General features: G+C 45.5%; 14 protein-coding genes and 1 pseudogene. 8 read left to right on the top strand and 7 right to left on the bottom strand.

Annotation, left to right across the window (positions count from 1 at the left end; translation table 11 throughout):
- The first annotated feature begins 41 nt into the window (after positions 1-41).
- From ACYH0O_RS05825 to ACYH0O_RS05845, 5 genes are all read left to right on the top strand, one after another.
- The gene (locus ACYH0O_RS05825; RefSeq protein ID WP_482631566.1) at positions 42-1,781 is read left to right on the top strand and encodes an ABC transporter ATP-binding protein; all 1,740 of its coding nucleotides are present in this window, start codon (positions 42-44) and stop codon (positions 1,779-1,781) included.
- On the top strand, positions 1,778-3,556 hold the full coding sequence (locus ACYH0O_RS05830; RefSeq protein WP_482631567.1) for an ABC transporter ATP-binding protein: 1,779 nt from the start codon (positions 1,778-1,780) through the stop codon (positions 3,554-3,556). The genes ACYH0O_RS05825 and ACYH0O_RS05830 overlap by 4 nt, the downstream gene beginning before the upstream one ends.
- Before the next feature lie 317 nt (positions 3,557-3,873).
- Positions 3,874-4,290, top strand: a complete 417-nt coding sequence (locus ACYH0O_RS05835) for a GNAT family N-acetyltransferase (RefSeq protein ID WP_149157293.1) — start codon at positions 3,874-3,876, stop codon at positions 4,288-4,290.
- A 54-nt stretch (positions 4,291-4,344) separates the two neighbouring features.
- Positions 4,345-4,542 carry a hypothetical protein gene (locus tag ACYH0O_RS05840; RefSeq protein WP_482631568.1) on the top strand — a complete coding sequence of 66 codons (198 nt, stop codon included), beginning with the start codon at positions 4,345-4,347 and terminating at the stop codon, positions 4,540-4,542.
- On the top strand, positions 4,520-5,614 hold the full coding sequence (locus ACYH0O_RS05845) for an ATP-binding protein (protein WP_482631569.1): 1,095 nt from the start codon (positions 4,520-4,522) through the stop codon (positions 5,612-5,614). Before ACYH0O_RS05840 ends, ACYH0O_RS05845 begins: the two co-directional genes overlap by 23 nt.
- 27 nt (positions 5,615-5,641) lie before the next feature.
- Here the strand turns inward: ACYH0O_RS05845 and ACYH0O_RS05850 are convergent.
- Positions 5,642-6,427 (bottom strand): annotated as a pseudogene (locus ACYH0O_RS05850) (putative hydro-lyase); the annotation flags it as partial.
- A gap of 403 nt (positions 6,428-6,830) precedes the next feature.
- Between ACYH0O_RS05850 and ACYH0O_RS05855 the strand changes: the two are divergent.
- A complete protein-coding gene (locus ACYH0O_RS05855; RefSeq protein WP_482631570.1) occupies positions 6,831-7,745 on the top strand; it encodes a cupin domain-containing protein in 915 nt (304 codons plus the stop codon).
- 173 nt (positions 7,746-7,918) lie between these two features.
- Here the strand turns inward: ACYH0O_RS05855 and mce are convergent, their stop codons facing one another.
- From mce to ACYH0O_RS05870, 3 genes are all read right to left on the bottom strand, one after another.
- Positions 7,919-8,344 carry a methylmalonyl-CoA epimerase gene (mce, locus tag ACYH0O_RS05860; RefSeq protein WP_482631571.1) on the bottom strand — a complete coding sequence of 142 codons (426 nt, stop codon included), beginning with the start codon at positions 8,342-8,344 and terminating at the stop codon, positions 7,919-7,921.
- A gap of 158 nt (positions 8,345-8,502) precedes the next feature.
- Positions 8,503-9,285, bottom strand: coding sequence for a YibE/F family protein (locus tag ACYH0O_RS05865; protein ID WP_482631572.1), 783 nt, complete (start codon positions 9,283-9,285; stop codon positions 8,503-8,505).
- Complete coding sequence (locus tag ACYH0O_RS05870; protein WP_482632506.1) at positions 9,282-10,421, bottom strand: YibE/F family protein; 1,140 nt, start codon at positions 10,419-10,421, stop codon at positions 9,282-9,284. The genes ACYH0O_RS05865 and ACYH0O_RS05870 overlap by 4 nt, the downstream gene beginning before the upstream one ends.
- A 404-nt stretch (positions 10,422-10,825) precedes the next feature.
- Here ACYH0O_RS05870 and ACYH0O_RS05875 point away from each other — a divergent pair, with 404 nt between their 5' ends.
- A complete protein-coding gene (locus ACYH0O_RS05875; RefSeq protein WP_482631573.1) occupies positions 10,826-11,152 on the top strand; it encodes a four-helix bundle copper-binding protein in 327 nt (108 codons plus the stop codon).
- A gap of 49 nt (positions 11,153-11,201) precedes the next feature.
- Here the strand turns inward: ACYH0O_RS05875 and ACYH0O_RS05880 are convergent, their stop codons facing one another.
- Together ACYH0O_RS05880 and ACYH0O_RS05885 are read right to left on the bottom strand one after the other, a co-directional pair.
- Entirely contained in the window at positions 11,202-11,885 is a 684-nt protein-coding gene (locus ACYH0O_RS05880) for a response regulator transcription factor (protein WP_482631574.1), read from the bottom strand.
- Between the two features lie 18 nt (positions 11,886-11,903).
- The gene (locus ACYH0O_RS05885) at positions 11,904-13,265 is read right to left on the bottom strand and encodes a sensor histidine kinase (protein ID WP_482631575.1); all 1,362 of its coding nucleotides are present in this window, start codon (positions 13,263-13,265) and stop codon (positions 11,904-11,906) included.
- A 173-nt stretch (positions 13,266-13,438) separates the two neighbouring features.
- On the opposite strand from ACYH0O_RS05885, the gene ACYH0O_RS05890 reads away from it, so the two are divergent.
- Positions 13,439-14,038 carry a YdhK family protein gene (locus tag ACYH0O_RS05890; protein WP_482631576.1) on the top strand — a complete coding sequence of 200 codons (600 nt, stop codon included), beginning with the start codon at positions 13,439-13,441 and terminating at the stop codon, positions 14,036-14,038.
- Positions 14,039-14,464: 426 nt separating this feature from the next.
- Here the strand turns inward: ACYH0O_RS05890 and ACYH0O_RS05895 are convergent, their stop codons facing one another.
- Complete coding sequence (locus ACYH0O_RS05895; protein ID WP_482631577.1) at positions 14,465-14,929, bottom strand: DinB family protein; 465 nt, start codon at positions 14,927-14,929, stop codon at positions 14,465-14,467.
- Between the last annotated feature and the right edge of the window lie 5 nt (positions 14,930-14,934).

Raw genomic sequence — 14,934 nt, forward strand, 5'->3', positions numbered from 1 at the left:
AAAAAATAGGTATAAAATATAATTTTGTGAGGGGGTCAATCATGAACTTATTAAAAACAACTCTAAATCATTTTAAGCCTTATTGGCGGAAGCTATTAGTGGCTCTTGTGTTTTCCATCATCGGCGGGCTCTTTACGATCGTGCCATCGATTCTAGTGAAGCGGTTGGTGGATGATGTGATCGTTGGTGGGGACTTGAATTTCTTAGTCTGGGTCGTGGCCGGGATTCTCGGTGCGTACTTAGGAAAGTCCCTGTTTGAAACGATGCAGGAATATGTGCAGGTGAAAATCGGGCTCGATGTGATTACAGATATGCAGATCCGTGCGTTCAGAAAGCTACACCGGACGCCGATGTCGTTCTTTTCAAAGACACCGAGGGGAGATATGCTCTTCCGTCTGACTCATGATGTGGAATCAATCCAGAATCTGAACAATACGGTTGTTCCCCGTATCCTCCAGCAGGTTGTAGGTGCAATTGCGGCCTTTTCCACGGTGTTTGTTTTATTCTGGCCTGCTGCCATCGTGATGTTTGCCGTATTTGCGATTTATATCGTTCCTTCTTTTACATTAGGGAAGAAGATGCGAAAGATGAGCGCGGTCCAGCGTGAGATGAGTGCTGATATGTATCAGCATCTGCAGGAAAGCATTGAGAGTGTGAGATTGGTGCGGACTTATCAGACACAGGATGTAGAAGTGGGAACCCAAGAGAAGAAGCTCTCGGATTGGAAGCAGTTCTCGATTCGGGCGGCCCTCATCGGGAAGGTGAATTGGCGCTTGGGGAACCTATTCAATATCGCAGCTCCTGGTGTCGTTATGCTGATCGGTGGATGGGCGATTTGGGACGGGACGATCACGGTCGGAACCCTCGTTGCGTGCCTGAGCTTCATCCCCATCATGTTTCTGCCGGTCAGGTCCATGGCGGAGCATGCCTTGACGATTCAGCAGGCGATTCCGGCCCTGCAACGAATCTATGAATATTTTGATTTACCGGAAGAACATGAGGAGAAACTTCCTTCTTTTGGTCCGGTAAAAGGAAAGATTGACTTGGAGAATCTATGGTTTTCGTATCCTGGAAGTGATAAGCCGGTCTTGAAAGGCGTTTCCTTATCATTGAATCAGGGGAATCACATCGGGATCGTCGGTACGAGCGGCGGAGGAAAAAGTACCCTGGTCCAGCTTTTATTGGGGCTGTATGAACCTCAGCAGGGCTCCGTGATGATCGATGATAAGAATCTATTAGAATACAACCGGAACAGCTTTCGCCAGCAGGTTGGGGTGGTGTCTCAGGAAACCTTCCTATTGAACAGCACGCTCCGGCAAAATCTGTTGTACGGAAAAACAGATGCAACAATGGAGGAATTGGAGAGGGCTGTGGAAGCTGCGGGCTTGAAGGAATTGATTGATTCCCTGGACGAGCGATATGAAACGGTCGTCGGGGAGCGGGGCTTGAAGCTTTCAGGTGGTCAACGACAGCGCGTTGCCCTTGCCCGTGCGATCTTGAGACAGCCGCCTGTGCTGATCTTCGATGAAGCGACTTCTTCCCTGGACGGGGAAACGGAAGAACGGGTGCAGGCATCCTTAGAGAAGCTGATCCCGGGCCGGACGACGATCACGATCGCCCACCGTCTCGTCACGGTGAGGAATGCCGATGTGATCATCCTTCTCGATCAGGGAGTGGTGGCTGAAAAAGGAACGCATGAAGAGCTGCTCCTCATGAGGGGCAAGTATTATGAATTATACAAAGCCCAATACAGCGAGCTTGAAAAGGAGATGATCGGATGACAACCACCCAAGTGAAGAATCGTGACGGACGAAGGGTGCTTAGCTTCCTTCGTCCCTATAAAAAGTGGGTAATAGCAGACTCCATCGTCATTGCGATCAGTCAGGTATTCTCTGCCCTGATCCCGACACTCGCCCTCAGCTGGCTAGTTGATACGATCCTCCCGAATGAAAACTATAATTGGCTTTGGGGTCTCATGTGGCTCCTAATATTATCAGCGGTATTGGATCTTGTCATGATGGTGATCGACGAATATTTCTGTCACCAAACCGCGAAGACTGTGACGAATTGGCAGAAGTTGAGGTTGTTCCGTCATCTGCAGATCATCCCGTATTCGTTTTATCACCATAATTCCACAGGGGAAATGCTTGCGAGGGTGTCGGATGATCCGGATACGCTCCATAATTTCCTGGCGTGGGAAGGCTCGACGTTCATGGCGAGCGTGCAGGGGGTCTTCATTTACAGCCTGGTGTTGTTATGGATTCATCCTTACTTGATGATTACTAGTGTTGTCCTTGGCGTGATTTTCTATTGGACTTCTAATTATGTGGGGGCAAGAACAAGGTCTGCTTCTGCTGATGCAAGAAAAGAAGCGTCGAGATACCTGGAGAGATTAAGAGAATCGGTGACGGGGATTCACCTGTCGCGTGTGATGGGAGTCTCTGAAAGTGAAGTGGAAAGTGTCATCTCCATCCGGGATACCTTCGTTCAGCACTCGGTCAAGGAACTAAAAGCAAGAATGCAGTCGGTGGTGGTGATTGCTAGTTACAACGGATTCGCTTTGGGGCTTGTGTACTTAATCAGTACTCTATTGATATGGAATAAAGGGCTGACGAGCGGACAGATGCTGACGGCCGGAGGACTCGTGACCATTGCGGCGAATGAAATGCAGAAACTGCTCCGGAACTGGCTTTCTGTCAGGAGGACGGGGCCGGCACTGGATCGTTCTGAAATCCTGCTTTCTGAGGAAGTTTCTGAAGCCGAGGTGTCAGAAGGATTGCGTGGTGAACGGGCAAGCGGGAGCATCCGCCTCCAGGACGTGGCATTTGCTTATCCGGGGAAGGAGGAAAATGTGTTGAAAGGCGTGTCATTTTCCATTGGTGCCGGGGAGAAATGGGCATTGGTCGGTCCGAGTGGGTCGGGAAAATCGACGATAGTCGATCTGCTATTTAAGCTCTACGATACAGGAGTCGGACGAATTGAAGTCGACGGCAAGGATATCCGGGAATGGGATACAGCGTGGCTCCGTTCGCAAATGGCCATTGTGACCCAGGATGTGATGCTAAGAAGCGGGACACTCGCAGAAAACCTGCGCATCGGAAAGCGGGAAGCGACGGATGAAGAGCTCTTGAAAGCACTGGAAGATAGCGGCTTGGGCGAACTCATGGACACCCTGCCGGACGGACTCAATACCGCAGTCGGGGAAAGGGGAAGCCTGCTATCAGGAGGGCAGAAACAGCGTTTATCGCTGGCTAGAGCGCTCTTAAAGGACGCTCCGATTTTGATTCTTGATGAAGCGAGTTCGGCACTGGATCCAATCACAGAAACCAAGATCAACGAAGCGGTGATGAGAGCAGGGAAGAATCAAACAATCATCATCGTTTCCCATCGATTATCAACGGTTCTTTCTGCGGATAAAATTGTGGTGCTGGAGGATGGAAGGATTGTGGAAGAAGGAAAACATGCGGATTTGCTTCTGAATCAAACAGGAGTGTATTCAAGACTGTTTGGCAGGGAAGCTGAAATTGGCGGGAAGACGATTGATCATGTGTCGTAAGGGACGATGGAAGGGAACCACACGATCCCTCATAGGTTAGACATGATGCGGGAGCAGGAAAAAAACATACTCCGGCAAATGGAAGATAAGAAAATCTAAAGAAAATAAATCGGAAAATTAAAAGGTATGAAAGTGAAATCTAGTAGGTGAAAAACCCGACTCCTGGTTAAAGCAGAAGTCGGGTTTTTACTTTAAAAGGTCGAAAGAAACGCAGGAACTGTATCACGCCTTGGTCTCCAATAGGAGGATTTTTGAGACGTTTTATCGAACTATTAAACATCGCATAGTTAGAAATATCTATTTATTGGAGGATCCACATGAAACAGTATGAAATGCTGCCTAATACAACCCCGACCCTGGATGAATACGTAACCTTATGCTCAAGTGTAGGATGGAAAGAATATATGAATTTTGACGTTGCCGAGGCCTCGCTGGCTCATTCGGTTTACTCTGTCATGGTGAAGGACCGGAATGAAGTGATCGGGATGGGAAGGATCGTAGGAGATGGTGCTATTTATTTCTACATTCAGGACGTGGTGGTCCGTCCCGACTATCAATATAAGGGAATCGGGAAGGAAATCATGGATGACTTGATGCGCTACATCAAAGAACACGCCCCCAGTAAGGCCTTCGTGGGGTTGTTCGCTTCAGAAGGAAAGGAAGCTTTCTATGAAAAATACGATTTCAAGGATTACTCACCGAATATGACAGGGATGTTTAAAGTGAATCCATAAGAGGGACGGACCTCATCTGCATTCGACCAAAGACTTGAAATTTTGGAGGCTTACATGATGAACCATTCAGCGTTATTTAACGGATTACTGATCAACCTCCTTGTCATTCTGATCATTGTCTTATTAGTAAACTTCTATCATTTATCGAAGCATAGTTTGAATAAAGCTCATATGGGGCCCTTCCAAGTTTTTCTCACCAATATGGTGCTGATCGATCATTCTGAGTGTGTTGCTATCGCACCAATTACATAGTGGTTTCCTTTATGATTTACGTTTCATTCCTTTTTTAATTGGCGGGATATACGGGGGAAGAAAGGTCCTGCTTGGATTGGCCGTCACGATGATCGCCGTCCGGGTCCCGTTTATGGTGCATGGATTGATTGTCACGATCCTCCTCACGATCCTATCAAGTGTTGTAATCTACTATCTGTCTCCGAAACTATCTGAAAAGCCGTGGAGGATCAGAGTGTACTGGTTTACCCTCTTTTCCTTCTGTTACTCGATTCTTGGCCTACTGATCCCTTCGTTGTTCTTTGATTTTAAGGATTATCTGGCGTTCGTTATTTATTCTGGAGTTCTGACGGTATCTACCTTCCTTGTCTTGTACCTTTGTGAGATGATCAGGCTCACCGTGATTCTTCAATTGGAATCCATTAAATATGAAAAGATGCAGGTCGTCAGCCACCTGGCAGCAAGCATCAGTCATGAGATCAGAAACCCCTTGACGACGGTCAAAGGCTTTCTGCAATTAATCAATGAAAATCCAGCAAATCCTTCGACCAATACCGAATTATCGAAAGTGGCTGTCAGTGAAATCGACCGGGCGACGGAAGTGATCAATCATTATTTATCCTTTGCCAAGCCCCATCCAGAAGAAGAAAAGAAGCTGGATGTAACCATGGAAATCATGCGATCAAAAGACATCATCATGCCCCTTGCCCTCAAAAAAGGAGTTACGATGGATGTCGAATTATCCAATACTCATACCATAATGGGGGACTCCAACAAGCTTCTGCAAGTCCTCATCAATGTTCTGAAAAATGGCATCGAAGCAATGGAGTCAGGCGGAGCACTGAGTGTCATCAGCTATGAAGAAAGGGGTCGGTTGTTGATTGCGATCAACGACACGGGAATCGGGATGACCGATGAACAAGTCACCCGCCTTGGCGAGCCCTACTTTTCCCTGAAAGGATCAAAAGGCACGGGTCTAGGTATGATGACAGTCTTTCAATTGGTTGATGCGATGAGTGGTACGGTAAACGTTCAAAGTAAGGAATATCAAGGTACGACGATCACTCTATCATTCCCTGTTGTAACGGGATGAGGGACGGACCTCTTAGAGGTCCGTCCCTCATTTTCCTTCCTTCAGATACTCCTCATTGCTCCAGTCCGTGACGAACATATGACCAGGGGCATGGGTCATCATGAAGGGGATCTTTGCATGCAAGGCCACTGCTTGAGGTGTCACGCCGCAAGCCCAGAATATCGGTGTTTCTCCATCCTTGATGCCGACAAAATCACCATAATCGGGCCGGGTGATATCCCCGATGCCGATTTCTGTCGGGGCACCGATATGGACAGGAGCCCCGTGCATTTTAGGGAATAATGAGGTGATATCTACTGCTTTTTGTACCAGGTGATTAGGGACCGGCCTCATGGAAACGACCATTGGACCTTGGAACACACCGGATTTCTCCGTCTGGATATTCGTCTTATACATGGCAACATTCTTATTTTCCCCGATATGCCGCAAAGGGATCTCTCCCTTGATCAGCTGACTTTCAAACGTGAAGCTGCACCCGATGAGAAAAGCGACGAAATCATCTCGCCAGACATCATCGATCCGCGTTTTCTTTTCCACCAATTCACCATGCTCATACACGTGATAGAGGGGGATATCCGTTCTGATGTCGGAATCTTTCCCATACGTCGATTCGAATTCACCAGCTTCCAGCACTTCGACAATCGGGCAGGATTTAGGATTCCGTGTGGTGAAAAGTAAAAAGTCAGAGGCGTATTCCTTAGGCAGGACGACTAGATTGGTCTGGACATAATCCTGGCACACACCGGACGTATGTGATCGGTGCTCCCCATTTCGGATGCGGTTTCTTAGTTCTGACGGTAACATGGATTCAGCTTCCTTTCTTTGTTGATCGAATTTTCTCTATTTTAACACAGGAGGTCCATCGATAATGAAGTCGTTTCCTGAAAGGGACCAATTCTCCGGCTTTCTCTTAATCAAATAAATTATCAAATAGCCAAGGAGTATCCTTGCACTCTAGGGGAGGATAAACGAAAAATCCACTTTTCAACCAGGAACAGTCCGAGAAAGGTGAAGATCCCGACCAGGAACGGAAAATACCAGCAGTGCATGATGATTACCTCATTCACTATATTTTTCCAAATCGATCCACTGATTTACTATACCCGGCTGATAGATTGTTAATCTCTTGAACGTCGATCCGTTCAAATAGGTATGTGCACACTTACCTGGCACTTACATAGGATATCTTGGTAAAAATCTGAAGGGAATGAGCAGCATGTACAATGTTCCGATGACATATTCATATCAGCCTTATGCGAATACAGACCCCATGGCAAGAACCGGGGAGGAAGCGAATCAGCCAATTGCTGAAATCCTTTTCGACGGAATCAGGGGAAAAGCGGCAACAGTCGATCTGTACAGCCGATTAGCCGATGCAGCCCCGAATCAATACCACCAGTATGAACTTCTTCAACTGATGGAAGACGAACAGCGTCACTGGTGGCAACTGACCAATCTATATACTTCGCTTACGGGAAGTCAGCCCGTTTATCAGGTTGAGAGTGTTCCATTCTGTTCTTACCAGGAGGGACTGCAGAGAGGATATGAAGCGGAATTGGCAGATTATGAACAGTTCCGTGTCGGATGCTTGCAGGCCCAGCATCAACCTGTGTATGAGGTGTTCTCGAATGCATGTAAGGATGAATGGGAGCATGCGAGGCGCTTGAGTGTGCTTGGCGCGGATGAGGACAGTCGGATGACATCGATGGATTATGGTCCGGCACCGTTTGTCGTGGATATCGACGAGGCAACGGTTCAAAATGACACATTCCGCACCGCCATTTGGACGGGAGAGCATCTGCAAGTGACATTGATGAGTATTAATCCGGGAGAAGATATCGGGTTGGAAAATCATCCGAATCTGGATCAATTCCTGCGTCTGGAGCAAGGTCAGGGAATCGTCCGGATGGGAGACCGGCAGGATAACTTAACCTTTGAAAGAGAAGTGAAGGAAGATTATGCGATCGTGATCCCGGCTGGTACGTGGCATAATTTGATTAATACGGGTAATACGCCGATTAAACTTTATTCGATTTATGCTCCGCCTCAGCATCCTAGGGGGACGGTTCATGTGACGAAGGCGGATGCGGAGGCTGCCGAGGCAGGTCGGGGGTATTTTTATTCGGAATAGGGATTCATGTGAGAACGAGACTTGAACAGGGAAGGACGTTTTAAGTGTGTAGATAACCTGGTCTCATTCCTGATTCCACGGCCTTCCCAGTTCCAATCAATAGATTAAAGACGAGGGCTTATTGACAAACAAACGCATTGAACTCAAGTTGAGCCCAATGCGTTTTTGTGTGGTTAGATATTTTCCCCATCCGGATAATCACAATACTCGATAATCGTGCCTTCTGTATCAGCAGGGTTCAAATAGATCAATCTTCTGCCATGCTTGTTGATGCGAAGACTATCCTCCAATGTGCGGATCCCCTTTAGCTTCAGTTCCTCGAGAGCGGCATCAAGGTCATCCACACGATAGGCGATGTGATGGACCCCCTTACCTTTTTGCTTAATGAACCTGGCAATCGGGGACGTATCATTATTCGTCGGCGCAAATAATTCGGTTCTGGCGCCGTCCACCTCCATGATCGCAATCTCACTTTCGACACCCTTGGCATCACTTCTGTAGCGGTCGATCAGTTTAGCCCCGAGGACATTCTCGTAGAAGTGGATGGTATCTTCAATGTTTCTGACTGCTACCCCGATATGGTCGATTGTCTTTTTCATGGTCATTCTCCTAAAGTCTCATCAGTTTATGTGCTATCTTACCATATCCTTTAGATGACGTGAAAGAATCGGTTCGTCAACTGTGATTTTTCGACAAAAGGAAAAGAAGCTAACAACCTATACTACGGGCCGTTAGCTTCTTTTATAAAAAATTTTATTCAACGTTCAATCCTGTCCCTCGACCCGCTTCTCCGCTTCACCAAATAATAAGCCGTGATCCAGGAAGTAACCGGAATCGCAAGGGCGACGCCAATTCCCGCAGAACCGATGAAAATCATTTCGGAACTGAATACTTTGGAATTCACGATTTCCCCGATCGAGTAGGATAGGTCCTTGAACCAGATCAGCAGGCCCATATATCCTCCGAAGAAAGCAAAAAACAGTGTATTCGTGCTGGTTCCGAGGATATCCCTGCCAATGCTCAGCCCCGACGTGAATAGATTTTTTTTGCTGATGGTGGGATTATGATAAGCGATTTCCCGCATAGGCGAGGAAATCGAGATGGATAAATCAATGATGGCGCCGATCGTACTCATGATGATCATGGAAGCCCCGATTTTCACAAAATCCACTCCGACAAAAAGGGATAGCGCCCCGAGTTCCTCGGTCTCCTCTTCACTGAATCCCTGGATCATCGCCTGATCGGTCAACATCAGGATGAAGAAGAGCAGTAAGCCGGTGGTGATGATCGTCGAAAGAAAGGCTGTCACCGTCTTGATGTTGATCTCACTGATGAAAAACAGGGAAATGCAGCTGATCAGAGTGCAGGCGATCAGCGTCAGGATAATCGGATTCATATTCGGATCGTTCATCAAGATGATGGTGAAAAGAAGCACGCCGAAGTTCAGAAATAAGGCGACAAAGGACCGAGCACCTTTTTTTCCACCAATCGTGATCATTAAGATGAAAAGGATGGCTGCGAGATACAGTTGTACAGTCATAACCTAGCCTTCTTTCGGTTGACAAAAAAGATGGATGTATAGATGGCGATCGGGATCGCCAGTACAATGCCGATTCCCCCGGTCAGTGCCCTCGCCATTTCCAGTGAAAGATTCATGGAAAGGGTGAATCCCAGTGGGGAAGCATTTTTGAAAAACAAAATGAGCATGGGAATAGCTCCGCTGATATAGACGAAGAACAAAATATTCGTCATCGTTCCCATGATGTCCTTGCCGATATCGAACCCCGACTTCCTCAACGCTTTGATTGGGATGTCGTGATTCTTCTCGTACAGTCCGAAGATGGAAGACGATAGAGTGATGGCGACATCCATCACCGCTCCCAAACACCCCACGAGTATCCCTGCCATGAACACCATTTCATATGGACGGGTCAGGAATTGCATCTCCTCGTAACGGAGGCCGTTACCAGCGGTGAATCCTACCACAACATAAGCAATCAAGAGTGTCATGAACGTTCCGATCAAGGTCGCGACAACCGCTGCATACGTTTTTTCATTAAAGCCATTGACGAATAAAAGGGATATGCCGGTAAATATAATCACCCCGATGCTGCATACCACCAACAGGCTTATATCAGCTGAGTTCAGGTAAATGTCCAGGGCATAGGACAGGATGACGGCGTTGACTCCAAGGGTGATCAGTGAAAACAGCCCCTGCTTCTTCCCGACCACCAATAAGAGAAGGATAAAAACCCAACCGATGATCATCATGTATGTATCCCGTTTGACGTCTTCTATGTTCCCGGTCAGCTCCGTGGACCCGGATGAAGGGGAGTCGATGCTTACAAACAATGCATTCCCGGGGTGATATTCCTGATCTGTTGCCCCTGAGGAAGAATATTCATTGGTTAAAAGGATTGTCTCACCCTTTTGATCCCCGTTCTTCAGCTCAGCTACGATTTGCTGGGAGTAGAGCTTATCCTTATTTCCATTCATATCCTCCATCTCCGTTGTTTCCACAATCTTGGTACTAATCACTTCGGCAATCGGTCGATCATACCATTCATGATTGTGATAGACGAAATAGAGTGAAACGGCAACACATAGTGCGAGGATGATGTAGACAAAAAGATGTTTGAAACTTATGTTCTTCCGTTCAGTGATTTGTGCAAACAACAATTCATACCTCCATGATTTGAATAGAAAATAGTATATGTATGGGATGAAAGTAAAGGCTCCATCCTTCCGGTCTTCCATTGGTTTCTTGGACTAATGGAACGAGCATTTATTCATTATTCCATAAAAGGGGCGGTTAATCAAAAGAATGGACGGACCTTGTGCTTCCATAAGAAAGCATGAGGTCCGTCCCTTTTTATAACGGATAAACCGGGGTGTTCCCCTGCCTAATACAAGGGGCGCGCTTCCAAGATGACCTTGTTTACCCGCTATTTTTGCAAAAAACATGCAAATGAAACTAAACTTCTTTCTTATTAAATATATTCAACTTATCCGTTTATTGCCAGATGAACGGGATATAGTAAACGTGTAGGGAATACACAATCTTAAAGGAGGAGTTCACTTTGTCACACGAAAAATACCAATCAGCAATCAACGCCCTGCATGAATGTATGGTGGCTTGTAATCATTGTTATGATTCTTGTTTAAAGGAAGAAGACCTCGACATGATGAAAGAATGTATCCGATACGATCGGGAATGTGCGGATATGTGTGCATACTTAGAACAATCCTTAGTAAGAGGAACACCATTTGCATCGGAACTCGCTGGTGTATGTGCTGCGATTTGTGAAGCATGTGGGGAAGAATGCAAGAAGCATGATCATGATCATTGTCAGGCATGTGCCGATGCTTGCATCAAATGTGCAGCAGAATGTATGAAAATCGCCTAAAGGTATGAACATAAGAAAAGATCAAAGGACAAGGTGCCTTTGATCTTTTTTATGTTTTCCACTGGTAGCCGATGCCCCATATCGTCTTCAAATGATGTTCGATGGGGAAACCTGCTTTCTTCAGTTTTTCCCTTAAGTTCCTGATATGTGAATCCACGGTTCGGATATCGGTCGTGGAATGGATATCCCATACCATGAGAAGAAGCTGTTCCCGGGTGTATACCCGTTCTGTGTTCTTCATCAAGGAGTGCAGGATTTTGTATTCTTTTAACGTCAGAGGGCTGACTTCATTCTCATATTTTAACGTGTAGGAGTCTCCATCCAACGTAAAAGCCCCTCTGGTCAAGTGATGCTCTTCTACTTGGTCATATTGGTTAATCCTTCTGAATTGAGCATTCACACGTGCGACAAGTTCACCTTCGTCAAACGGTTTCGTGATATAATCATCAGCCCCGGAGTTTAAGCCTTTAATGGTGTCTTCCTTATCCCCTCTTGCCGTCAACATGATAATCGGGATATTTGAAAACTCCCTGATTTTTTCACAGGTCTGAAAGCCGTTCAGCTCAGGCATCATGACATCTAAAATGACCAGGTCAATAGAATGTTTCTTAACAGCCTGAATGGCCTCATAACCATTATTTTTCTTTTTGCATATATATCCATGAGGCTTTAGATAAAGCTCCAGTAGATTCAGCATCCTGCTTTCATCATCGATTAATAATATGGTATTCACCAGACTGACCTCCAAGCGTCACAGAATAATGTTGATTGATGTCCCTTTGTTTCGTTCACTTTGTATAGAGATATGACCACCATGTGCTTCCACCAGTTCTTTCACAATGGATAGGCCGAGACCTGATCCACCAAATTCCCTGGAACGTGATTTTTCCACCCGGTACATCCTGTTGAATACGTGTGGAAGTTCATCCGGTGGGATGCCCATTCCCTGGTCGTTAATCAAGAGGCTCAAATTCCCTGATTCGTTTCGCTCAACCGTAACCTCAGTCGTTGAATGGGGGGGCGAATGTTTTAGGGCATTATCCAATAGGTTCATAACAATTTGTTCAAGACGTATGGGATCGGCCTGGAACGGGAAACCCTCCTTTACAGTCAAAATGAGATCGATTCCCTTTCTTTTAAAAACAGGAGCTACTTTGTTTATGACTTTTTGAAAAAAAGAGCACGAATCGATGGTTTCAGATTGAATGGAGAAATTGTTTTCATCAATCTTTGCTAGCTCAAATAAATTCTCAATCAACGTCAGGATGGTTTTGGATTCTTCTTGAATGATGTTCAAATATACTTTTCGTTCAGTTTCCGGGATGTCCTCTCGAAGAGCCACATTGGCATACCCTTGAACATAGGTCAGCGGGGTCCTGAGCTCATGAGAAATATTCGCTAAGAATTCAGTACGCTCCTGTTGAATGGTTTCTAAATCATTCGCCAGCCTCTGAATGGAATCCGATAGATCCCCAAGTTCATCCTGACCCAGATCGGGGAGTTTCACCTCGAAATTTCCCTTGCTCAATTTTTCCGTCGCCTGCTTCATTTTTAACAAGGGGCGTGTCAAGAGTTTCGATAGGAGAAAATGGATCCCCGTTAAGATGATGAGACTCAGTATTCCTGCGAGAAGGAAATGGCTGTTCAATTGGCTGATCAGATTCCGTAACGGTGCGGCGCTCTTGAACATATAGACATATCCTTCGTTCCGTTCACTTTCGAAGGATGTGACGGTAGCTAAATAATTCATATCCTTCCAGTTTGATTCGATCACCCTTCCTTCACGGGGCAAGGATTGCGGGGGGACCTGGATGAGTTTACGCATTCCATCGGTTAATTCCCTGGAACCTATGATGACATTATGGTTTTGATCCGTGATCACGACTTCCGTTTCCGTTTTGGATTCCATGAGGGCTATGTGATGGAGTGTCGTTTCTGAATAACGATCTTCTAACACATCACGATGACTGTTTCCCCGGGATAGAATCGATTCAAACTCCTCTTCGATCCGTGTATCTATGATACTGTCATGTAGATAGAGCATCAATAACCCTTCCATCACGAGAACCGCGATCGTAAAGTAGAGGGCTAATTTGGTTGAAATTTTATTCATGGTAAAACCTCATTTTGTCATTTCCTTCATTTTACCGAAAAAATATGAAAAAACTATGCACACTGCCTGAAAGCCGGATGGCATTTGTCATAAACTCTTCATGATTCTTTTCCCTTTCTCCATATAAATTGCAATTTTACAGGATAAACTTTATTGAGAAGATGAAAAGGAGGATGACCATGAGTAGTAATAGTAAAAAAACGATCCTGTTACTCGTTACAGCACTGTTTTTCCTATTGGGAGCCTGCTCCAACAATGGAGAGGATACAGGAAACCATGAAGGCGGAAATAACCAGGAGAAAAAGGAAGAAATGGACGGGATGGATCATGATGGCATGAATCACTCCAGTTCAGGAGAAGTACCGGAAGGCTTGAAGGAAGCGGCCAATCCGACATATCCAGTAGGAAGCAAAGCCATCATCCAAGATGACCATATGAAAGGGATGAAGGGAGCCGAAGCCACGATCACTGGTGCTTATGAGACCGTCGTCTATACCGTTACCTATACACCGACCACTGGCGGAGAAAAGGTGGAAGATCATAAATGGGTCATACATGAAGAAATTGCAGAACATGGGGAGGAACCCTATGCATCCGGAGATGAGGTCGTCTTGGATACCGACCATATGAAAGGGATGGAAGGAGCGACTGCCACCGTTGAATCTGCTGAAGAGATGACGGTATATATGGTGGATTTCACACCCGTGACAGGTGGAGAAGAAGTTAAGAATCATAAATGGGTGACGGAGAGCGAGTTGTCACCGGCTGAATAAAGTTTAGTAAACCATAAAGCAAGAGCTTATTCTAAAAAAGGATAAGCTCTTTTTTTATGAAACAAAGAATTGGAGGAATCCTGAACATTTGAAATAATTAGGAGGGAAGGGAGGGAACAAGAGTATAGTTTCTCCTTTTAAACTTTTTTTATATATGTTTATTAAATGCGATAAGAAAGAGAGAGTGTCATTCTAGCGAAACAGCATGGTGATGAATCTAAAGAATGGAAGGTAGAAGACGGCTTTTCTAGACTTGTTCTTAGCCATTGTTGCCCTGGGTGTTTTAATGTGGGGAGGTATTGGCTATTTATATTAAGCTCATGACGGAGTATCAAAGTAGTTCACATACTAATGAAAAAAAGGCGAGATCTTTCTTCGATCATCGCCATCTGTTAATATATGGGATTTATCTTAATTTCAATTATGTTACAAATCAGAGATCTTCAGTACACGTTCCATCGCCTCAATATGTCCTATATGAACCGATTCATGCAAAACAGAAAACGAAGCGGCATCCATCATGGTTGTGAATCCATGTACCGGATTCTCCAAAGTCTGATGGAAAGTTTCAAATGGATTTTCATTTACCCGCTTTAGTTGATCCTTCAATTCATTGATCAGCTCCGTTAATGGTGGTGCCTGTCCTATCCAATTGGCCGGTTTCGTACCCGGGGCAAAGAAATCATTGTAATGGTCCGGAATATTCATGGGACGTTTAGCTAGTTCAAACATGAAGTATTCTGTTTCCGTAACCAAATGACCTAAATGCCATTTGATCGTATTGTTGAAGCCCTCTGGTTGAATGTTCACCATTTCTTCCGATAATTTTTCTGAAATCTGAATGGTCCAGCCCCTTACTTTATTGAATTGACCCAGTACAATTGAAGACATTGTAT

The sequence above is a fragment of the Rossellomorea sp. H136 genome (assembly GCF_056838065.1).